We start from the raw sequence: 21,407 nt of genomic DNA on the forward strand, positions 1-21,407 counted from the left end.
AAACCTCGTGAAATATCCGGGCTACAGGCGTCATCCCCAACGAATATACAAATAAATCAGATTCTCATCGGTCAATAATTGAAAAAATGATACCGCCTGATACGGACCAGGAGTTATAGGCTCAAGTTAGAGTACTCCCCCTTGAGCACATCGTATGCAGCGTCTTTACCAAAACAATCCCCTTCTGCAGGAAGCATTTTCGAACACTACTTCTGTCCCCGGAAGTAGTAATTGAGTCATCAACTATTTGGTTGCGTTCTAATTTACTGCCGGGAAGGGGTATAATTTCCCTTCCCGGCAGAGCGCTTATCAACGGGCAAGCACATCCGCCCATTGTTTTAAAATTTCAGGGTATTCTATTACGGAAGAATCAATATAGCCAGGCAGGCTATAAATGGCGTGATCTTTAAACGCAGGCACATCGGCCAAAGCCGGGGTCTTTTCCAACGCTCTGGCAAAAGCCTTTTGCACGGCTATCGCATCACCGGTCATGACAATGGCATCCGGAGCGGCCTTGAGTAATCCGGAAAGGGTGCGGACTAAAATGTGCCCCTTTTCAATTTTCTTACCCTCCGGGACGGCCAAACCACCTGAATTTTTTATGCCCAAAGGTTCGAGTATAAATTTATCAGTATATCCTCCCGGAGCTTCAATGCGCAAAAAAGTTTTGCCGCTCTGGGCCTGGTAGGTCCCTCTTACAATGACAACTGTCCCTGCAAAGGACCGTTCTTTAATGAATTTTTGAGTTTGCTCCATATTTTTTTTATAGTCCGCCAAAACCGAGTCCGCCTTACCCGACAGCGACAACTTCTCAGCCGTCTGTTTTACTGCCGTCGGAAGCCCCTGGTTGAAATCTACATATTCCACCGTCAGGCCTTTTTCAGAGAGCAGCTTCCCCAAAACGCTCAGATCCAGTTCCGGCATATAGAGGCAAAACTGATCATTCTTTTCAATAAGAACCCGGGAGATGTTATTGTCCCGGGCGAATTTCAATAAAGGTTCCCCCTTTTTCTTGGTCAGGCAGGAAGGACATCCAAGCACCTGAACTGAATATTTCATGGTATCGCAAAGGGGCCACATGGAACAGCGAACGGACATGGCCGATGGGAGCGCGCCCAGACTATTGGTCACATCTACCAGACGGTCTCCGACCATAATCTCCGGCTGGTTTGCATTTATCTTCACGGCTTTCGCCTGGGCCGTTCCCAAAGGAAACACCAGGCTGATCACAACCAGCCCCACAGCAGCAGCGGCAAGTCCCCGAGCTTTCTGGGGTGCCTTAACCGAAGAAAAAAGGATTCTTATCATATTATAGATAAACAAAAATACCGACAGGGTAATTAGAATGCCTCCGCCCATGACCAGATTTTTTACCGGGTCCACCACCTGACGAAACTGGGTAGATCCCTCCTCAAATCCTGCGGACAGGCCGATATGACCGATGAGATGAAACCCGATGACCATCATCAAAAGCCCAAGTGTATGCACCCCCCAATTCAGATATGCAGCCATCGCAGGATAGTTTTTTTGTTCCTGCGCCTGCGCCTGATCCTGATCCTGATCCTGATCCTGATTCTGGCCTGCAATTTGTGGTGCAATAAAGTAGAGCAGCCCCATAAGAACCGATCCCACCCAGCCAATGAGATTTACATGGGTATGAATTTTGGCCACAAAATGGGCAAAAAAACTTTTAACCATGTTGGGCGGGATCTGAAAAACAGCACTGTAAAAAGATTTTAAGGGCATTTTAGTGGGGAACATAAGCCCCTCAATGCAGCCCACAGCTAAGAAAAACAAACCGGTACAAATAAAGAGTTTTGCAATTTTCCGTGACATAAACATTTCCTTTCGTTTCAAATTTATTTTTCGTTGTGGACAGGCGAAGCGTCAGACAAGCAAGGCAGTCCACGATTTTTAAAAAACAGGTAAAAAGGCAGCCCGGCCAGAATAGTGCCAACACCCCAGACAGCCGCAACAGGACGTCCATAAAGAGAAAAGGCAACAATCCATAAATTTCCTGCTATGAATAACAGCGGGATAACCGGATATGCCGGGGTATGATAAATCTTGCCATCATGGGCTCCCCCCTCTTTACGTCTTAAGCGCATCATCCCTAATACCGTAAGGCTGGCCATTAAAGAGAGGGTAAACCCGATATAAATCAGCAGGCATTCAAAAGAAGCCGTGACCACCATGACAATGGCCAGAACCGCCTGTAAAAAAATGGCCGCACCAGGGGTCCCCCGTTCCGGTGACACCCTGCCGAACATATTAAAAAACAGACCATCCCGGGCCATGGCATAATAGACCCTGGGACCGGTAACAATCATTGCGCTTAATGCAGAAGAAAGCCCCATGGCGATACCGGCGCTGAACAGATGCCCGAATCTTGATCCGAACAGTGCAATGGCTGCTCGGGCGCCCACATCTGGGGCATTTGCCATCAGACTAGGGGATACCGCATAAATGTAAACCCCATTAAGCAGCAAATAGAGACAAATCACGATCAGGGTACCAAAAATCAAAGCCCGGGGTAAATTGGTCCGAGGCCGGATGATTTCACCCCCCAAATATGCCGCAGAATTCCATCCGGAATAGGCAAAAGAGACAAAGACCAGGGCCACGGCTAAACGCCCGTCGGAAAGTACGGCCCAAAATCCGTCAGACTCTCCTGCCACCCTGGATGCAAAGTGATCAAAACTTCCTTGGCCCCACAAAAAGGCACCGGCAGCAAAGCCAAGAATCAGCAGCAACTTAAATGCCGTCAGCAGATTCTGAATTCCCTTGCCCAGCTTAACGCTATAGTAATGGGCAAAGGAGAAACACAAAATAGCCAGGCAGGCCGCTATGATTTTCCCCGTATCTGCTGAACAACTAAGTCCCCAAACAGCAAAATGGGGAGGCAAAAGCAGGCTCCCGTAGTGGGCCAGTGCAATGGCGGCAGCGGCAATGGGAGCGGAAAAGCCGACCACAAGGGAAATCCATCCCGAGATAAAAGCGGGCAACTCTCCGAAACTTTTATACAAAAACAAATATTCCCCGCCTGCCCCCGGAAACCTGGCCCCTATCTCTGCGTAGCATAGCGCCCCGAAAAGGGAAAACAAACCGCCCATCAACCAGCAAAGCATCATGATCCACGGCTCGTTAAGTGTCTGGATAATAAATCCCGACGTGGTAAAGATTCCTGTCCCCACCATATTGGCAATCACCAGACAAACCGCAGAAGTCAGTCCGATTTCACGCTTCAAAGATGTGTCGGCCATTGTATTGTTTACTCCGCCATGAAATCGCCGACATAGATTAAATTCTCAAAAGGCACCTTGCCAAAGGCCTTGGCTTTGGCAACAATATCGGACAACGTACCCTTAATCACCTGCTCATCCTTTTCATATCCAGCCTTCACAACAATGGCCATGGGCGTATCTTCAGGATATCTTGAAGACAACTCTTTTACCAATTTCTCAAAATCCGTAAACATGGTAAAAAGCACCATGGAGGAATGGGATGCACACAGACGATCCAGAGTGTCCGCACCTTCATAGCCGTCCCGAAGATCCGCTCCGTTGGTTAGAATGGCAGATTTTGCGGCTTGTCCAAAGGTTAAACCCCTTCCGATGGCGGCGTTGGCGGCATTAAAACTGCTGACGCCAGGAATCACTTTTGGATTGAATTGTTTGAGCACATCAACCGTCCAGATATAGGGCCCGTAAATACAAGGATCTCCATAATCCAAAAGCGAAACTATCTTGCCGGATTTCACCGCATCGGTCACTGTTTTGACAAATGATTTAAGGGCTTTCTCTGCTTTGGCGGCCTTCTTATTTTGTTCTGGATTCCCTTGAGCAAATCCGGACTCCTTGGCCCTGAAATATTTATGAATGGCAATAGGAGGCGTTGGCAGACACTCTTTGCCTTTTAAAAGATCCGGCCACATGGTTTTAATGGTGTCATCACAAAAAATCACCTGGGATTTTTCAATGGTTTTTATGGCCCGAACCGTGATGTTGTCCGGATCTCCGCAACCAATACTAACTAGGTAAAAACCGGTTTCCTGTCCTGCGGCAAAGGCACCGCAAGACCAAATAATACAGGCACTTAACGATAGAATTGTGAGCAGTAAATGTTTTAGACGCAAAAGTCTCATCAGATTTAAATCCTTTCATTAAATTACGACAAACTGTTGTTGGTGAAGGCCGGGGTAAATCCATGAAAAGGAACCCCGGCCCAGGTTAGACAATAAAAAACAGGTTAATATTTGAGTTGAAAACCGGCATAGAAACACATGGGTTCTTCGCCGTCTTCGACGTTGCTGTTAAATATATTTTTCATGCCGAGATAGAGGTTTGTTTGTTCACCCAATGCTTTTGAAATTTTGAAATCAAATCGAGACACGGAATCATCCTCGGTGCTGTCCTCACTCTCACCGGTGTATACAAATCGAAGGCTGGTTCTCAATCCCAACTCTTTATTGGTATATCCCAGCTTGGCCTGACCTGCCCACTCCGGACGATCTTCAAGGGCCTCTCCGGTCTCTTTATTTTCAGTGTCCAGATACGTCATATTTCCGGATAAATCAAAACCATGGGGCAGATCCACGCCCAATTCGAATTCGACACCACGGATTCTGGCTTCGTCGATATTCTGCCAGGTGTAGTATGTTGTGGTTTTGCCTTTTTTGTTGATTACGCTATAGTCAAACACTGAATCAATCAGATCATCAATGTCATTCTGAAAGCCTGTGATCCGGCCATGAAATTTTTGAATTTCCCCCTCAAAAGAGATTTCATAGTTAACGGATTCTTCAGGCTCAAGATCTTCATTATTCTGGTAAATTTCCTGCCCCTTCTTTTTATAACCGGTCACGTACAGTTCATTGATGTCCGGTGCCCGGAACCCTTTTCCTACAGAACCTTTTACCCGGAAATGATTTGTAAATTCATATGTGGCAGATACTCTGGGCGTAAAATAGGAGCCAAAATCCGAGTTGTCATCCATTCTTCCGCCAAACAGCAGATAAAACTGGTCGGTAATCTGGTACTCGTCCTGAACAAGTCCGCTGACATTTTCAACACTGTTATCAAGCCCGTCATCATCTTCCCGGCTCTCTTTTCTGGCCTCGGCCCCTATTGTCACCAGATGCTTCTGGAAGCACGTAATACTGTAGCGGCCTTCAAATTGTTCCAATTCACGTGTTGCATGGCCATCATCACCGATAATGCCGGAGACGTTAGATGTTTCCGGCGTAATTTCGATATCAGATTCATGCTGGGAATGGTTGGCACGAAGCATCAGATTGGAGGTCTGTGTGGGTTTCCCGTCATATTCAACAAATATATTAAAACGGTCGTCATCGGCGTCCCGATTTCTGTCGGCACTCTCAAGATATCGATACCCTTCGCTGTTTTTATGCACATATTCAAATCCGGAAGAGACCTGATGATCCGGGGAGATATCCAAAGAAGCCCGGCCGGCAATGGATTTCATCAACGTCTCATCCATGTCGTCCGCTTCCTCTCCATATTTGTTATACCCATTTTGGGACTTAACACTGCCAGCCAACAGGAGCCCCACATTGCCGAAACGGTTTCCTGCCAGGGCATGTCCGTTAACTAATTCGCCATTCTTGTACCCGGTCTGGCCCACTTGCCCCCCTGCTTCCAAAGCAAGTTTTTTAGGCGTTTTCCGGGTAATAACATTGATAACACCTCCGATGGCATCACTGCCGTATAATGCAGAGGCCGTTCCCCGGACCACTTCGATATGATCGATCATGTCCACAGGGATCTGCTCCATACCCGTATAGGATTTAAACCCGTCTGCCAGTCTGCGCCCGTCAATAAGGATCAGAGTTTGGTTGGCGTTGGTTCCCCGGATAGACGGGGTTTTGTTTCGGCCGGATTGTGTAGTCACCACAAGTCCGGTGGCATTTTCAACTGCTTCTGCCAAATTTTGGGCATTCATGTCCGCAATGTCCTGGCTGGTAATAATTTCAACCGCACCCGGGGCTTCTTTAAGACTTTTTTCCGTGGATGTCGCCGTGACCACAATACTTTCGACCTCGACAGCTTCAAGACCGTTTTCGTCCGCCCAGGCACCCTGGGACAAAAACAGAGTAAACAAGCCAATACCCAGAAGCAGCCCTTTAGAGTTTACGTGCATCTTTTTCTCCTTTTGTTTTTCAACTATACTAACTAAATAATCTCATAATTATTATATTATACCCAACCAACACAAAGTTCCAAAACACCGATAACTCACACAAGTCAATACCAAGAGATTAAGAATATTTTGGATCAGTATTCGTTAAAATCGGGATCATTAATAAGAATCCGAGTAAAAGAGCCCTCTTTTTTCGAATGGCCTCCCTCACTACAGGTTCGCTGACGAATTTCCCGGATCAGGGCATTGTACTGCTGTTCGGACAACACGTCTTTCTCTCCAAGCAGTAAATTGATGGTTCTTTTTTTCATATCAAGGATCAACGCACACAATTGGTGCTGAGTGGATTCAACCGCTTTCTTATCTACAACAGGTGCCGCCAGAAGGTCTAAAAGTTTGCAGCGAAGAGCCCCTATTTTCTTGCGTTCCTCTTTAGATTCCATTTTAAAGGCATCCACTAAAGGGGATAATCGCACCCACTGCTCTTGAGTCACTTCGAGGCGCCGATGAAGGGATGAGGGGTTCTGATTTAAAATGGCCTGGTTGGGTTGCGCTATCCAGTTTGCAGACAAAGGTCTCCACAGCCAAACCCCGGCAAAGGCAAAATTAAAACCAAGAGAGAGCGCCAGTATGCAAACTTTAAAGCGATTCATTCAGTTCGTTCTCCATCAGTGCCAAAGTAACTTTCTCAATACTGTTCTGATCCAATGAGCTGCAACAGCAAAGAGAACTGACATAGTCCATTTTGGCATCAGAATTCCCAATTTGTGATAAATAAGAAACCTTGTCCAAATTGCCCGGGCCGGACAGTCCCATGATGGTTCCTATTAAAACCCCGCAAAATAAAGCACCCGGGGCCATCCATCTTGAATACTGCACGGGAAATAATCTCAACCAACGCGCCATCGGCGACAGGGGGGCCTGCTCTTTTGCACAGGCCGCAATCCTTGCGGCCAGAAAGGGAGGTAACGGAGGAACGGATAGGCGATCCAGCTCGCCCCTGATATTCTTCAAGGCTGCCAGTTCATGCCGACAGTCCGGGCAGACTGCCAGATGTTGTCTCAATTCAGTGGTTGAATGCGAATTCAACTCCCTGTCCAGATACGGGCCTAAACGCTTACGTGCCGCGTTACACTTCATTTATGAAATCTCCTTATTTGCAAGTCCGGCATTGTTTTCAGTCCCCCTCAAAATAAATTTTTGATACCAGCGAGGTTTTCAAATGTTGCCTTGCTCTGGTCAGAAGCCCTTCCACAGCCTTTGGTGTAGTAGACAACGCCGCTGCAATTTCTTTATAACTGAGTTCCTCATAATATCGAAAAATTACGGCCAACCGCTGGGCAGGGCACAGACCGTCCAAAGCTTTTCGGACGGTCCGGGCTGTCTCTTCGTGTTCCATAAATTCAGCCGCGCTTTTTCCCTTTTCTGTGAACTCAGGAATATTTGCCATAAAACAGGGACTCTTTTTCCGAGCTTTATCTATACAAATATGGGTAATGATCCGATAAAAATATGTTCTGAATTTTGCCTGGGACTTGTATCGTCCCGATGCGGCAAAAACGTTTAAAAAAGCCTCCTGCACAATATCTGCTGCTTCATGCTCATCTCCGCAAAACCGGTGAGCAATCTGCCAGGCCCACTGCTGGTGACGCCGGACAACTTCGGAAAAAGCACGGGTATCTCCACGACCGGCGGCCAGAATAAGCGTCTCATCACTTGAGTGGCAATTCAAATTTAACTGTTCAATAATCAAAACTTATACATATATGCCTAATTTTAAGTTTATTCTAAAACACTTTAACGGATAACAAAGAAAAATCCCTTGTATCTTTTTTAAAAAACTTTTTCTAACACTTTATGTTATTGAAAACTTATAAAGAAATTTATCAAAATGAAATTTCTGTGGAGTAGAGGGCGGCTTTTTAGCCGTAAACTATCTTACTTGAGAGATAATATGAGAAGGCTGGTCCCTCCGACTAGCTGTGATACAATCACGCTAATAAAATAGAATAACGCAGTCACCCAAAGGGCTGCAAAAAAGGAGGAACCAGCCATGAACAGCAATATCACAATCGGAATGGATTTAGGAGACAAGTTTCACATAGCCGTTGTATTTGACGGTGATGGAAATGAACTGGAGATTTCCAAAGTGAATAATACCAAAGCCGGGCTCAACAAATTTTTCAAGAAATATCAATACGCAAAAGTGGCTATTGAGGCTGGAACCCATTCCCCTTGGATCAGCCGGATGCTCACCGAAATGGGCTTGACGGTATATGTCGGTAACCCCCGTAAACTTCGCGTGATTTGGGACAGTACTGATAAATCAGACGCACGTGACGCACGGACACTGGGTATGGTTTGCCGAGTTGAACCCAGACTTTTACATCCGCTGCAACATCGCGGCAGACAGGCACAGGCAGACCTGGCAATTATCAACTCCCGAGATATTTTAGTGAAAAGCCGAACCCAACTGATTAACCATGTCCGGGGCACTATAAAGACAGAAGGAGAGCGCCTGCCCCAATGCAGCTCGTTTGCTTTTGTTAAACGTTGCAAACCACTCATACCGTCTGAACTCAGACCTGCTATTGATTCCGTGTTGAATACTATTCTCCATTTAAATGAACAGATCAAAGAGCTTGAGCAAACAATCGAACAATTGAGTAACGAAAGGTATCCGGAAACGCAACAACTACGCCAGGTCACCGGCGTAGGGCCAATCACAGCACTGTGTTTTGTTTTAACGATAGAAGACCCTGCCCGGTTTGCAAACAGTCGCCAGGTTGGACCATATTTAGGGCTGACTCCCAGGAGGGATCAATCCGGGGAAACTGATAAACAGCTTCCCATAACCAAAGCGGGCAATGCGTATCTGCGTAAATTGCTGGTAAGTAGCGCCCATTACATTATGGGGCCTTTTGGCCCGGAAAGTAACTTAAGACATCACGGTCTGTCATTATGTACCCGTGGAGGCAAAAACGCTAAGAAACGCGCTGCTGTTGCAGTAGATAGGAAGCTGTCAGTATTGTTACATCGCCTTTGGGTGTCTGGAGAACAATACCAACCCTTTTATGGTGTAAACAAAGCCGCCTGAAATTTGAACACCGCAGTAACTATGGCAAAGGATGTTTAACTATTGATGAATTTAAAGGAAGGTAACCCGATTGTAAGGGGGCCTGCCCCCCATCCCCCCCGGGATTTATCGCATTGAGGACAAAAACATGGGGGAGGAGCAGGTACAGGTGCAGTGTACCCGCCCCCATGTCTTCGTCACCGACTGCGGCGCTCGGGTTGCTTCCCAGCGTTGCCCTATCCTCCGAGCCGACAATAAGATAATATCAGCCGGTAGGCGGCAGGTGCAACCTAATAAGTTTCCAACGTCTCATCCAGGAGACTGCGACCGGTCCCTTGCAATATGTCAGTTGCCACTGACAACGTATAATTGCGTTAGAGAGATTGCAGCTCCTGCCCACGGATATTAAAATGCACCGGGGCAAATGGCAGCCCCACAAAGAGTGCGGATGGAAGCGTGACGGTCGAGACTCGTTGGAGGAGGGTAAAAAGGATAATTCGTGAACGAATTAGCTCTTGACATAAGCCTTCTCATGGAAGTACCGTTTTTAAAACAAAACGGCTCATGCCACAAGCCGCAATCCTTCCGTTCTATCCAGATCTATTCTTTCGATGATAAATTTCTTGAAGATTGAATCTTGAGATGAATCAGAGAGAAATCCAGAAAAGGTCTGGCGCAAAGCGATTGCCGTGACAAGCTCAGATGGCGCGAAATTGGTTCGAATGGTTCTGAACCAAGATCCGAAGGAAGAGAATACCTGTTCCTGGCTTAATTTGATCTGCGGGGAATTTGCCTGTACTGTTGCCTGAGCTGAAACAGATTCGGGGATCCTGTCTCAGATCCTATTTTTTTTCATTGATCACAGCTCAGCCGATAGGAATCAGGTACCAGGCAATGCATGTTTTATGGGTTGCCCTCTACTGATCTTGCTTCTTAACGTCAGTTGCGCATAATTCTTTTATATAAAAGTCTCACTAACATCCTGATAAGACTTTCATTATTCGTTATAAGAAAATACAGGGCCGGAATTGATTATTTCAAGGCATACTAAAGAAATTTCCGGTCATAAAGACGTGCGGCATTGAGGACCACCAGCACCGACCCGGCATTATGGACCAGTGCCCCGGTCACAGGGTTGAGCATTCCCAGCACAGACAAGGTAACGGCAGCGGCATTGATGGTCATGGAGGCGGTGATGTTTACCTTGATGGTATGTACTGTGGCCCGTGCAAGCCTTTTCAGGTAAGGTATCTTTGAAATGTCATCTGTCAAAAGTGCGATACCGGCGGCGTCCACGGCAATATCACTGCCCATCTGCCCCATGGCGACACTGACATCCGCAGTTTTCAGGGCCGGGGCATCGTTGACCCCGTCGCCCACCATGCAGACGCACCGGCCTTGTTTCTGCAGGTCTGTAATGCTTTCCACTTTTTGTGCCGGGAGCAGCCCGGCACGGATTGTCTGTATACCGACCCGGCCGGCAATGGCAGCCACCGCTTTTGGGTTGTCTCCGGTGAGCACAATGGTTTGCGTCCCCATGGCGGCAAGGTCTGCCACCATCTGGGGCGCGGCAGGGCGAAATCCGTCGGAAAGGCCGACCACACCGGCGCATTTCCCGTCAACGGCCATCAGGATCAGGGCCTTGCCCATGGCGCGCAGCGCGTCAAGTGTTTCAACAGCGCTGTCAGGTATGGCAACCCCGTTTTGAACCAGGTAGGCCTGGTTTCCGCATAGCACTGTATGGCCATTGATCCCGGCCTGAACCCCTTTTCCTGCCTCCATTCTGAAATCAGCGGCAGTATCCGGCTCAAGCCCGCACACACTGGCATGCCGGACAACGGCTCTGGCAAGGGGGTGTTCGCTCTTTGCCTCGGCAGAGGCCATCAGGGCCAACAGCCGGTCGTCATCCAGGCCAGGGTCAAAATTGACAATATCGCTGATTTCCGGCCTGCCGAATGTCAGGGTCCCTGTTTTATCAAAGGCGATTGTGTCCACCCGGCCCATGGTTTCCAGGGCTTCTCCGGATTTGATAATCACCCCGTGCCTGGTGGCCTGCCCCATGGCGGCAACAATGGAGGTCGGCGTTGCCAGGGCCAGCGCACAGGGGCAGAACGCCACAAGAACGGTAACCGCACGGTTCAGCGCCGCCATGGTCGGATACCCCATGGCCCATGTGATCACAAAAGCGCCCACGGCAATGCCAAGGGCAATGGGTACAAGCCATACGGCCCATTTGTCCACAATGCGCTGCATGGGGGCTTTTTTATCCTCAGCCTCCCGCACCAGGCGGATCAATGTCTGCAGGGAGGAATCCTCTCCCACCTGTGTGGCCGTGATATCAATGGCACCAAAGCAGTTCATGGTGCCGCAGAACACCTTGTCGCTGACAGTTTTGTCCACCGGCAGAGACTCTCCGGTCATAATGGACTGGTCAACGGATGTATTGCCGGAAATAACGCGCCCGTCAACAGGGATGGTCTCCCCCGGCAGGATGCGGATCATATCTTTTGTCCGGATCCGGTCCGCAGGGATGATCTCTTCAACGAGCCTGCCGTTCCGGTGCACAAGCCTTCGTCCCCGGGCCGGGGCAATGGCCATGAGGCTTATCAGTCCTTTTTGGGCTCTGGCAACGGTGATGTCTTCCAGAATAGCGCCCAGGGCCATGATAAAGGCGACCTCCCCTGCTGCAAAGACCTCTTTGATGCATAATGAGGCCACCATGGCAATGGAGATCAGCAGAGCGGATGAGACCCATTTTTCATACACCAGCCGCGTGACCGCAAGGTAAAGCAGGGGATAGTCGGATAAAATAATGGTCATCCATGCCGGATCAAGCTGAAACTGTACGCCCGTGAGCATCAAAACCAGGCTTGTGGCCAGGAATATACCCGAGACAACGGTCATCTTGAGCTCTGCGAATAACTCACTTATTTTTTTAAACATCCTTTGTTCCTTTAATATTGCACGTCTCTATGTTTTCAGGTAAAGCACGCAAAATACTTTACCGAACATTTTGTTCTTGATCATAAGGTAACAAAGGGGTATTAACGACTCAAGGCATGATATTGACAGGATATCCAGTACCGGACAATTTATTGAAAATGTGCCGGAAAAGGAGGGGGCATGGACCGGCGGCAGCGGAAAACCAGAAAGGCGATTTTTGACGCATTCAGTGAATTGTTAATCCGTAAAAGTTTTTCACAAATCACCGTTCAGGAGATCATAAACCGGGCCGATGTGGGGCGGACCACCTTTTACGCCCATTTCCCCCAGAAGGATGATCTTTTGCGGGAATTGTGTGCAGACCTGTTTGAACATGTTTTTTCCCAACCCCCGGAAGCGGAACCAACCCATGATTTTTCCATGGCGTCTGAAGATCCAAAGGCCTTTGTGGCGCATATCCTGTATCACTTGCGGGATCACGGCAAAAAGGTGATCGTCCTTCTGACCTGTGAAAGCGGGGAGCTGTTCCAGGACTATTTCCGTCACTATTTCAATGAGCTTGCAGGCCGACACATTTATAACTCAAGCCAGTACAAAAATTTAAACGTGCCCAGGGATTTTCTCATGGACCATATCTGCGCAAGCTTTATCAACCTGGTTCGGTGGTGGCAAAAAAACAATATGACGCCGTCCCCGGAAATACTTTCTGAATACTATACATCTGTTATTCAGCCCATAGTTCAATAGTTGAGGCGACACATGAGACTTCTTTTTGTTGAGGATGATGCAAAAATCGTGACCTTTGTGGTAAATGGGCTCAAGCAGGCCGGATTTGCCGTGGACCATGCCCAGGACGGCAGACAGGGGCTTGACATGCTTTTAACCGCCGGTTACGACGCCGCTATTGTGGATATCATGCTGCCCCGGATGGATGGAATCTCCATGGTGGCGCAAGCCAGGGCGCAACAGGTGAAAACCCCCATTATTTTCCTTTCCGCCCGCCAGAACGTGTCGGACCGGATCAGGGGCCTTGAGGCCGGTGCCGACGACTACCTGGTCAAACCCTTTGCCTTTGCCGAACTGGTGGCCCGGCTCCAGGCGCTTTTACGAAGGGTTTCGGGCGTAATTGAACCTGTTTCGCTGAAGTACCGGGGATTTGAAATGGATGTGATCAAACACAGGCTTTTATTCAATGATGAACGGGTTGAACTCCAGCCCCGGGAGTTTGCCCTGCTGGAATATCTCATGCGGCATCCGGACCGTATTATCTCCAAAACCATGATCATGGATCATGTCTGGGATTACAGCTTTGACCCCACCACCAATGTGGTTGAGGCCTGTGTCTCCCGGTTGCGCAAAAAACTGTTTGACCAGACCGGACAAAAAGTCATTAAAACCGTCAAAGGGATCGGCTATGTTCTGGAAACGCCTATCTGAACAGCGTCGCAGTCTTTCTTTTCAACTCGGGCTCTCCTATTCCCTGATTTTCGGGCTGATCTGTCTTGCAGGGATTATCTGCCTGAACGCAATGATCTCATCCCATGTCATGCGCGGGGTTGACCGGCGGCTGATGGAGCAGAAACGGGCCCTTGAGCATTACGCGGCCTTCCATGCGCTTCCTGTCATCCAGGGGAAATTTCTTGATGAAGCAGCGGCCAGGGGCACTTCGCGGGTGTTTTACCGCCTGGTCTCCCCGGTGGGCGTTATCCTTGCCTGTTCTGATGCCTCGGCCTGGCAGTGCTGTTCCCTGGACCCCAACCGGCTTGTCCAGGCCAGGGCTCAGGGCCTGATATTCACGGACATGGAGATGGCTGACGGCCCGGGAAAAGCCCGGGTGCTGACGGCCGTCATCACAAAGGACCGGTTCCTGCAGATTACCGTATTCCTGGCAGAGGAGACCGCGTTTCTTGCCAAGGTGCGCACCGCCTCTGCCATTCTTGTGCTGGCCATGGGCGCGGCAGGCATTGGTGCGGGGGTGGTCATGGCAAGAAAAGCATTGTCCGGGCTGGGTGCCGTTACCCGGGCCGTGCATCGGGTGGCGGACGGCAACTTTCAGGCAAGGGTGGATCTCCAGGGGGCCGGCGTGGAAATGGTGCGGCTGGGCAGGAGCTACAACCGGATGGCCGACCGCATCCAGACCCTGGTCCGGGAGATGAAGGAAGTCAACGACAATATTGCCCATGACTTAAGAAGCCCGGTTGCCCGAATCCGGGGGATGGCAGAGATGGCGGCAGGAGATACGGCCATGCCGCCCCGGGGAGTGGAGACACTTGGCAGCATTGTGGAAGAGTGTGACCGCCTGATTCACCTGATCAACACCATGCTGGAAATCAGCGAAGCAGAAGCGGGATTAAAAGAGATGGATTCTGACCGGATGCCGGCATCTCAGCTGATATCAGAAACAATGAACCTCTTCACCCCCCTTGCGGAACAAAGAAACGTCAGCCTTGAAACCGGTACCGTTGCCGACATCACGGTCTCCGGGGATCGGCGCAAAATCCAGCGAATCCTGGGCAATATAGTGGACAACGCCATCAAATACACCCCTTCCGGCGGCCGGGTTCTCCTGTCTGTAAAACTTGCCGATAGTATGGCTGTGTTCAAAGTAAGGGACACGGGCATGGGCATTCCCCCGGACGAACTGCCCCGGATATTTGATCGGTTTTACAGGGCAGACCAGAGTCGCACCCTGCCCGGAAACGGCCTGGGCTTAAGCCTTGCCATGGCCTTTGCAAAGGCCCACAACGGCACCATTGATATCTCTTCGACCCCCGGCCGGGGCACGACCTGCACGCTGAGCCTGCCGGTGCCAGCCATCAAATCATTTTGAAAATTCATCTGCCCTGACCCTGATCCTGAATACGGATCTGTGTCAGCGGCCCCTGCATTTTTATTCCAGGATTATTCCACCTTACCATCTGTTAATCTTGCGCTAAGGTTGGGATAAGTTGGACATGCTAAACATGTTCAATATTTTAATAAAATTGAGGCATGATTGACATGAACAAACAACAGGAATTTGAAATGCAGCAATACATTGTCAAACCCGTCAGTACCCGGGCCGAGGTGATCTGGCTTCTGGTGACAGTGGCCCTGGTGGTGGCTGTTTCAGGATCGGTCATTGCCGCCCGCACAAGACCCGGTGACCACAACGTGCTCAGCGCCCACCAGATATCGGCCTTTGAGGATCTGGATACCCTGGAACAGGGAACCTTTAACGACCTTTACGCCGCAGCCATGGATATTGAAAGCATCCATGACGAACAGGATGATGCATGGCCATCCCCCAAAGACCTGTCAGCCCAGGGCATCCCGCCCTTTACCAGGGACAGGGTATGGGAGACACGGGGACGGATGGCATGGGAACAAAAGACGCTGAACAGCGGAACCCGGCATATGGCCGTCTATTTTGGCAGGCCCGGGAGCGAACAGGCGCCGGGCTGCTTTCTTTTAATCATGCAGCACAGCCACGGCACGCCGCAAGTTGGAAAAACCGGGCCTGAACACGGGCCATGGGAGATCTGGCACCATGACCGGGCCGGGATTGGTTTTCCCGGAACCGTAACAGATCCGGGCCTGATCGCCAAAGGCTGGAAAGAGGTGGTGCCCTACAAGGGAGAAGAAGAAGTGAAACGATTAAAAGGAGAGATCCCCTCATGAGATACATGAAACAGGTACGCAGCCTGATTCTGGCTGCCGCATTATCCGTTATGATGACGGTCGCATCCTCACCCCAGGCGTCCGCCCGCGAAAGGCTTAAAATCGGCGTGACCCTTCACCCCTACTACAGCTTTGCCGTCAATATTGTGGGGGATCTTGCAACGGTCCTGCCGCTGATCAAACCGGGGTTCAACTCCCATGCCTACACACCTCAGCCCGATGACATCAAGCGGGTCAGGGATTTTGACGTTCTCATCGTCAATGGTATCGGTCATGATGAATTTGCCTTTGAAATCCTGGAAGCGGCGCGCCTGAAAGGCAAACTCCCCCTGATTTATGCCAATGAAGGGGTGTCGCTGATCCCCATTGCCGGTACCGACACAGGGGAAAAAATGGTCAACCCCCACACCTTTATCTCCATTACCGCCTCTATCCAGCAGATTTACAATATTTCCAAGGCCCTTAAAAAACTGGACCCGGACAATGCAGACGCTTACAGCAAAAATACCCGGGACTATGTCAAACGGTTACGGCAGATGAAGGCCATGTACATGGAAAAGCTTGCCGCACTGCCGGACATGGATTTTCGCTGTGCCACCATCCATGGGGGATATGACTACCTGCTCCAGGAGTTCGGCCTTAAAGTCACCACGGTGATTGAGCCCGGCCACGGGCTGAAGCCCACGGCCAGCCAGCTTGCCAAAACCATCGACAAGATCAGGGATCTGGATGTGGATGTGGTATTCACCGAGATGAACTTCCCGGACAAGTATGTGGATAGCATCCAGCGGGAAACCGGGGTCCGGATTCGGTATCTCTCCCACCTGACATCGGGCGACTATACAGCCAGCGGTTTTGAAGAGGGGCTCAGGGCAAACATTGAAGCTCTGACTTCAGCCCTGATCGAATCCCACGACAGACGCGGGCAAAACAGGGGGAATCAAAATGAACACACCGGCAGTTAAGGGCCCCGGGGTCACCTTTGCCCGGGTGAACCTCTCCCTGGGCAATACATCCATCCTGGAAGATATCAGCTTTACCATTGAGCCGGGCACCATTCACTGCCTGATCGGGCCCAACGGCGGGGGCAAGACCTCTTTGCTGCGCTCTCTTCTGGGTCAGATGCCCCATACGGGACAGATTTCCATTGCTGGAGACGGCCCACTGACCATGGGCTATGTCCCCCAGGTGCTCACATTTGACCATACCCTGCCCATCACCGTGGATGATTTCATGGCCATGGTCTGCCAGGATTTACCGGCGTTTGCCGGTATCCGGGCGCAGTTGCGGTCCGCCATTGACCAGGCCCTCTCCCGGGTGGGGCTGAAGGAAAAACGAAAACGCACTATGGGACAGCTTTCCGGCGGAGAGCGTCAGCGCCTGCTTCTGGCCCAGGCCCTTTTACCCCTGCCTGATTTCCTGATCCTGGACGAGCCCATGACCGGGCTGGACAAGGACGGCGGCAGCATGCTGCGGGATCTTTTAATCCAAATGAAATCCCGGGGCACCACCATCTTCTGGATTCATCACGATCTCAAAGAGGTTAAAGCCATGGCCGATGCCGTCACCTGTGTGAACAGACGGGTGATGTTTTCCGGGGCCCCGGACCGGGTGCTCACGGACGGACAGGTACTTGAGGCTTTTTCCACACAGTAATATTTCCAAAGGAAACCTAACCATGACCCACCTGTATGACATCTTACGATTATTTTGTGAAAATTGGGCAAATGTCGGGGTTTTGCCGGAATCTTTTAAATACGCCTTTGTTATCAACTCCATTTTATGTGCCATAGTGATCGGTCCGCTTCTGGGCGGGGTGGGCACCATGGTGGTCACCAAGCACCTGGCTTTTTTCTCCCAGGCCGTGGGCCAGGCCGCCCTGACCGGCGTGGCCATCGGGATCGTTTTGGGCGAACCCTATACCTCTCCCTATGCCTCCCTGTTCGAGTTCTGCATATTGTTCGGCCTGTTGATGAATTTTACAAGAAACCGGACAAAAATGTCGTCAGACACGGTGATCGGGGTGTTTTTATCCGTCTCCCTGGCATTTGGCGCCTGTGTGCTGCTCTATGTGACCAGCAAAATCAACATGCACGTGCTGGACAACATCCTGTTCGGCTCGATTCTCACCGTCAATGACACGGACATGAACGTACTTTTAGTCATCTCGGTTATTTGTGCGGCCTTAGGCCTGCCTTTGTATAACAAGATGCTGATGGCATCGTTCAACCCCAGCCTGGCACATGTCCGGGGCATTCCGGTCCGGCTTCTGGAGTACCTGTTCATCCTCATGATCACGATTATCACGGTGGCGGCCCTCAAGATCGTGGGGGCTGTGTTGGTGGAGGCCCTGTTCATCATCCCGGCGGCATCGGCCAGGAACATCAGCCGGTCCATGAAAAGCTTTTTCTTTTACTCGGTGGCCTTTTCCACTGCCAGCTGCCTTCTTGGCGTAATCCTGCCCATGGAACTGGAAATTCCGGTTCCTTCTGGCGGGGCAATCATCCTTGTGGCATCAATGTTTTTTCTGATCACAGCACTCATACGCATGGCTGCAGGCCAGTTCAAAGAAGCGGCCATTTGAAGACAACACCCCGGAAATTAAATAAAAAAAATGCAAAGGAGTCTATTTTGAAAAAAATAATAATGGCCGCTGCAAGCCTGGTTATATCCATTATCTGGCCCATGGCCGTATATGCACAGGAGAGCTGCTCCCAGTCTCAACAGTCTCAAACCATCCTGACCTCTTTTCCGGCCACCTATTCAATCACGGCACAATTGTGCAGTAATACCCAATTAAGGGCGGTCTATCTCTTCCCTGAAAAAGTATCCATGGAGAGCCAGCCCCAGTATATGAAAACCCATGCCAGGGCACTGTCGGAAACGCTTGGAGCAGCCACTGCCGTTGTCTGCCTTCGCAGTGCCTGGCCAAATGACCCGCTGTTCCCTGCCGCCAGAAAAGAAAATATCCGGGTTGTTGAAATTGATGCGGCCATGCCCTTTGACAGTCAAAAGGCCGGCATTCCACTTTTATCCGCCCCGTCTGAAGACGGCAGACATCAGGTTCCGGGCCGACTTCTGTGGATCAGCCCGGCCAATGCCTCCCGGATGGCGGACATCATTGCCCAGGACCTTGAGCGGTTAAGCCCAAAAGACAAACCCGCCATCAGCCAGAACCTGAAAACTTTTAAACAGCAGGTATTCAAGTTGAGATCCACCTATGAATCCCGGTTTGTACAACTTGACAACCCAGCAGTCATTGCCATGACCACGGACTTTGTATACCTGACGGAAAACTTCAATATTGATGTGGTGCGATACTTTCTCAAGCCTGAAATCAACTGGACCGATGAAGACATCGCCGTTTTTGAACAGGCCATCCGGGACAACGGGATAACCGCGGTGATTCAAAAATGGACCCCGGACCCGAAAATCATGGTGGCCATCCAAAACAGCGGCGCCCGGATAGTCGTGCTGGACAACATCAATCCGGGTACACGCCCCGATCCAGTATCGGCTGAAACCTATCTGGACACCATGCGGCACAATCTCAGTGTCCTGGCGGATGCTCTTAACTGACTTGCCTGACTTGCTTGGTGCTGCCCTTTAATGGGCACCTCAAATCCCCAAATCAAACACCCCGACCCCAAATCAACATTTGCTTAGATCAACTTTTTACAAAAAAAGACCTGAACTTGATCTATGTTGTGCAGAGGGGGGATAAGTACAGGGGAAAAACATGTGATAACCCGGGATCAGGCGGGAACGTCCGAGATCAAAAGGGATTGAGTTGAGGCCGTTTTTCAACACTGTGTTGACGTTGATACTTTGACCGTACTTTAATTGAACTTTATGCCGACCAAGTTAATACCGGCTTGGACTTCCATGGTGCTGGTCAGCTGACCTGGAGGGTTGGATGTTCATATACGGTTGGCATTCCATCCCAAATTTGGCCTTCCAGCAACCTGCCTGTTTTTTTCTTGTTGACTCCACCCCATTGTTTAAAAAAGAATGGGACGTCCTTTTCAATGCATTGGGCTTTGATGTCCAGGACCCACTCTTTCTTCATATTCCTGGCACCAGGGCCGGATTCCCCTCCGACGATTACCCAGTCAATTCCTGTCAGGTCCATATCCGGTACCGGTCCCAATAACGGTTCCAGGGACAGGAACTTCACGGCTGCAGGTGTGGATCTTAAATTATCAATTCGGTAAGTATAGTTATGGTTTTCTACACTGACGCCCATCCAGATATGCTTGGGCCAGGTCAGTTTATCAGCAATATTTCTCAGCACGGTTGATCTTTTGGTCAGCACCTGGAAATAATGCTGTTTGGCCTTGATCATGGTATCAAATACTTTGGTGACAAACTCAAATGGGACATCTTCATGGAACAGGTCACTCATTGAATTGACAAAAATCATTCGGGATTTTTTCCATCGCAACGGAACTGCCAGCTGGTTTTCATGAAGTGTCAATTGGAAGCCATTTTGATAGTTTGGGTTTCCCATTGCTTTTAGTCTGGCTGCGAGTCTTTCAGCGTAGCAGTGTGCGCATCCCTGGCTCACCTTTGAGCAGCCGGTCAGTGGATTCCAGGTGGATTCTGTCCATTCTATTTTTGAATTTTCTGACATATCAATGCCCTGATCATCTTATTTGCTGTTAAATTAATAGCATGTTTTTTTTAGGCGGTCCTGACTACGCCACTCTTTTGTTCTCCGGCAATCATGCAAATCAGATCAGCCACTCTTCTGGAACAAGAGCCGGTGGTTTCCCCCAGGGTGTTTCAATGATAGCTTTTTGGAACCAGTCATCTCGGAGGTTTGCGTGCTCTGTAATGATGATTTGAAAACCAGGTGCATATTTTTGAACAAATGTTAAAAGGAATTTGAAAAGTCTCCTAACTGACTCAAGATCGGCATCTTTTTCAGTCTGTTGAATTGACCCGTCAGCTTCTTTGTATACTTTTTCCGATGGGAAATAAACCTGGGTAGGCTGATCAATGAACAGGAAGGAAGGGATCGGCCTTTTAGTTGATAAAGCAAATTGGTGTAAAGCAAGATGTGCCGCTAAATGGTAAGCCAGATGATTTGCACCGCCACCGGTTCTATCCATTGGTACTGGAGGCCGGCCTGGCCGATCCGCAACAACGGTGAGTTTGGGCAAATCAAAGCGGAAAGGAAATTCACTGAATTCAGCATTCAGCTCCCGGATATAGCTTGTCATTGTAGAAGATATAGTATTCATCACGGAAGCCATACGTTCTTCCGTATTATCTTTTCCTATTTTCTTCTGTAGAGTTTCTATTTTCCTTTGCACCCTTCTGATTTCGGTTTCCAACGAGTCCATTTCATGATCAGGGCGTATGGTCTCAAGGAATAAGCTTATCCGGCCTGCAACCTTTGCTGCAGCATTATTTCTTGTTTCCATTTCAGCTATGGTCTCATTGGCCTGAATCGCTGCTGAAAGCTCTTTCTCTTGATAATTAATATCTTCCGTTAATTGGTAAATGGCTTGTTGCTGTTCCACTATATACGCTTCAAGTTTGGGCCGATCTCCAGACACCATTT

The 21,407-nt window shown here is 49.6% G+C and carries 19 protein-coding genes; 9 read left to right on the forward strand and 10 right to left on the reverse strand.

Going from position 1 to position 21,407, the window contains the following annotated elements; genetic code table 11:
• Positions 1 to 309: 309 nt before the first annotated feature.
• The 7 genes from AB7U36_RS04360 to AB7U36_RS04390 all read right to left on the reverse strand — a co-directional run bounded on the left by AB7U36_RS04360 (position 310) and on the right by AB7U36_RS04390 (position 7,912).
• Positions 310 to 1,836: a hypothetical protein gene (locus AB7U36_RS04360; RefSeq protein ID WP_428158589.1), complete on the reverse strand. Its 1,527-nt coding sequence runs from the start codon at positions 1,834 to 1,836 to the stop codon at positions 310 to 312.
• Between the two features lie 23 nt (positions 1,837 to 1,859).
• Positions 1,860 to 3,263 carry an APC family permease gene (locus AB7U36_RS04365; protein WP_428158590.1) on the reverse strand — a complete coding sequence of 468 codons (1,404 nt, stop codon included), beginning with the start codon at positions 3,261 to 3,263 and terminating at the stop codon, positions 1,860 to 1,862.
• 8 nt (positions 3,264 to 3,271) lie between these two features.
• Entirely contained in the window at positions 3,272 to 4,144 is an 873-nt protein-coding gene (locus tag AB7U36_RS04370) for an SAM-dependent methyltransferase (protein WP_428158591.1), read from the reverse strand.
• A gap of 104 nt (positions 4,145 to 4,248) precedes the next feature.
• Positions 4,249 to 6,159, reverse strand: a complete 1,911-nt coding sequence (locus AB7U36_RS04375; protein ID WP_428158592.1) for a TonB-dependent receptor plug domain-containing protein — start codon at positions 6,157 to 6,159, stop codon at positions 4,249 to 4,251.
• A 134-nt stretch (positions 6,160 to 6,293) separates the two neighbouring features.
• Entirely contained in the window at positions 6,294 to 6,812 is a 519-nt protein-coding gene (locus AB7U36_RS04380; RefSeq protein ID WP_428158593.1) for a hypothetical protein, read from the reverse strand.
• The gene (locus AB7U36_RS04385) at positions 6,799 to 7,299 is read right to left on the reverse strand and encodes an anti-sigma factor family protein (RefSeq protein ID WP_428158594.1); all 501 of its coding nucleotides are present in this window, start codon (positions 7,297 to 7,299) and stop codon (positions 6,799 to 6,801) included. The genes AB7U36_RS04380 and AB7U36_RS04385 overlap by 14 nt, the downstream gene beginning before the upstream one ends.
• A 37-nt stretch (positions 7,300 to 7,336) precedes the next feature.
• Positions 7,337 to 7,912 carry an RNA polymerase sigma factor gene (locus AB7U36_RS04390; protein ID WP_428158595.1) on the reverse strand — a complete coding sequence of 192 codons (576 nt, stop codon included), beginning with the start codon at positions 7,910 to 7,912 and terminating at the stop codon, positions 7,337 to 7,339.
• A 300-nt stretch (positions 7,913 to 8,212) separates the two neighbouring features.
• Here AB7U36_RS04390 and AB7U36_RS04395 point away from each other — a divergent pair, with 300 nt between their 5' ends.
• The gene (locus AB7U36_RS04395; RefSeq protein WP_428158596.1) at positions 8,213 to 9,256 is read left to right on the forward strand and encodes an IS110 family transposase; all 1,044 of its coding nucleotides are present in this window, start codon (positions 8,213 to 8,215) and stop codon (positions 9,254 to 9,256) included.
• Between the two features lie 1,026 nt (positions 9,257 to 10,282).
• Here the strand turns inward: AB7U36_RS04395 and AB7U36_RS04400 are convergent.
• Positions 10,283 to 12,178 carry a heavy metal translocating P-type ATPase gene (locus tag AB7U36_RS04400; protein ID WP_428158597.1) on the reverse strand — a complete coding sequence of 632 codons (1,896 nt, stop codon included), beginning with the start codon at positions 12,176 to 12,178 and terminating at the stop codon, positions 10,283 to 10,285.
• Positions 12,179 to 12,358: 180 nt separating this feature from the next.
• Between AB7U36_RS04400 and AB7U36_RS04405 the strand changes: the two genes are divergently transcribed.
• From AB7U36_RS04405 to AB7U36_RS04440, 8 genes are all read left to right on the forward strand, one after another.
• The gene (locus AB7U36_RS04405) at positions 12,359 to 12,925 is read left to right on the forward strand and encodes a TetR/AcrR family transcriptional regulator (protein WP_428158598.1); all 567 of its coding nucleotides are present in this window, start codon (positions 12,359 to 12,361) and stop codon (positions 12,923 to 12,925) included.
• A gap of 12 nt (positions 12,926 to 12,937) precedes the next feature.
• Positions 12,938 to 13,615, forward strand: coding sequence for a response regulator transcription factor (locus tag AB7U36_RS04410; protein ID WP_428158599.1), 678 nt, complete (start codon positions 12,938 to 12,940; stop codon positions 13,613 to 13,615).
• The gene (locus AB7U36_RS04415; protein ID WP_428158600.1) at positions 13,593 to 15,008 is read left to right on the forward strand and encodes a sensor histidine kinase; all 1,416 of its coding nucleotides are present in this window, start codon (positions 13,593 to 13,595) and stop codon (positions 15,006 to 15,008) included. The genes AB7U36_RS04410 and AB7U36_RS04415 overlap by 23 nt, the downstream gene beginning before the upstream one ends.
• Before the next feature lie 170 nt (positions 15,009 to 15,178).
• Positions 15,179 to 15,838: a DUF6162 family protein gene (locus AB7U36_RS04420; protein WP_428158601.1), complete on the forward strand. Its 660-nt coding sequence runs from the start codon at positions 15,179 to 15,181 to the stop codon at positions 15,836 to 15,838.
• Positions 15,835 to 16,803 carry a metal ABC transporter solute-binding protein, Zn/Mn family gene (locus tag AB7U36_RS04425; protein ID WP_428158602.1) on the forward strand — a complete coding sequence of 323 codons (969 nt, stop codon included), beginning with the start codon at positions 15,835 to 15,837 and terminating at the stop codon, positions 16,801 to 16,803. The genes AB7U36_RS04420 and AB7U36_RS04425 overlap by 4 nt, the downstream gene beginning before the upstream one ends.
• On the forward strand, positions 16,784 to 17,494 hold the full coding sequence (locus AB7U36_RS04430; protein ID WP_428158603.1) for a metal ABC transporter ATP-binding protein: 711 nt from the start codon (positions 16,784 to 16,786) through the stop codon (positions 17,492 to 17,494). The genes AB7U36_RS04425 and AB7U36_RS04430 overlap by 20 nt, the downstream gene beginning before the upstream one ends.
• Positions 17,495 to 17,516: 22 nt before the next feature.
• A complete protein-coding gene (locus AB7U36_RS04435; protein WP_428158604.1) occupies positions 17,517 to 18,422 on the forward strand; it encodes a metal ABC transporter permease in 906 nt (301 codons plus the stop codon).
• A 47-nt stretch (positions 18,423 to 18,469) separates the two neighbouring features.
• On the forward strand, positions 18,470 to 19,417 hold the full coding sequence (locus tag AB7U36_RS04440) for a metal ABC transporter substrate-binding protein (RefSeq protein ID WP_428158605.1): 948 nt from the start codon (positions 18,470 to 18,472) through the stop codon (positions 19,415 to 19,417).
• 316 nt (positions 19,418 to 19,733) lie between these two features.
• Here the strand turns inward: AB7U36_RS04440 and AB7U36_RS04445 are convergent, their stop codons facing one another.
• Positions 19,734 to 20,471, reverse strand: coding sequence for a DUF5131 family protein (locus AB7U36_RS04445; RefSeq protein ID WP_428158606.1), 738 nt, complete (start codon positions 20,469 to 20,471; stop codon positions 19,734 to 19,736).
• A gap of 100 nt (positions 20,472 to 20,571) precedes the next feature.
• The coding region (locus AB7U36_RS04450; protein ID WP_428158607.1) for a DUF3732 domain-containing protein at positions 20,572 to 21,407 on the reverse strand (836 nt) is incomplete at its 5' end.

It is taken from the genome of Desulfobacter sp., from assembly GCF_050177295.1.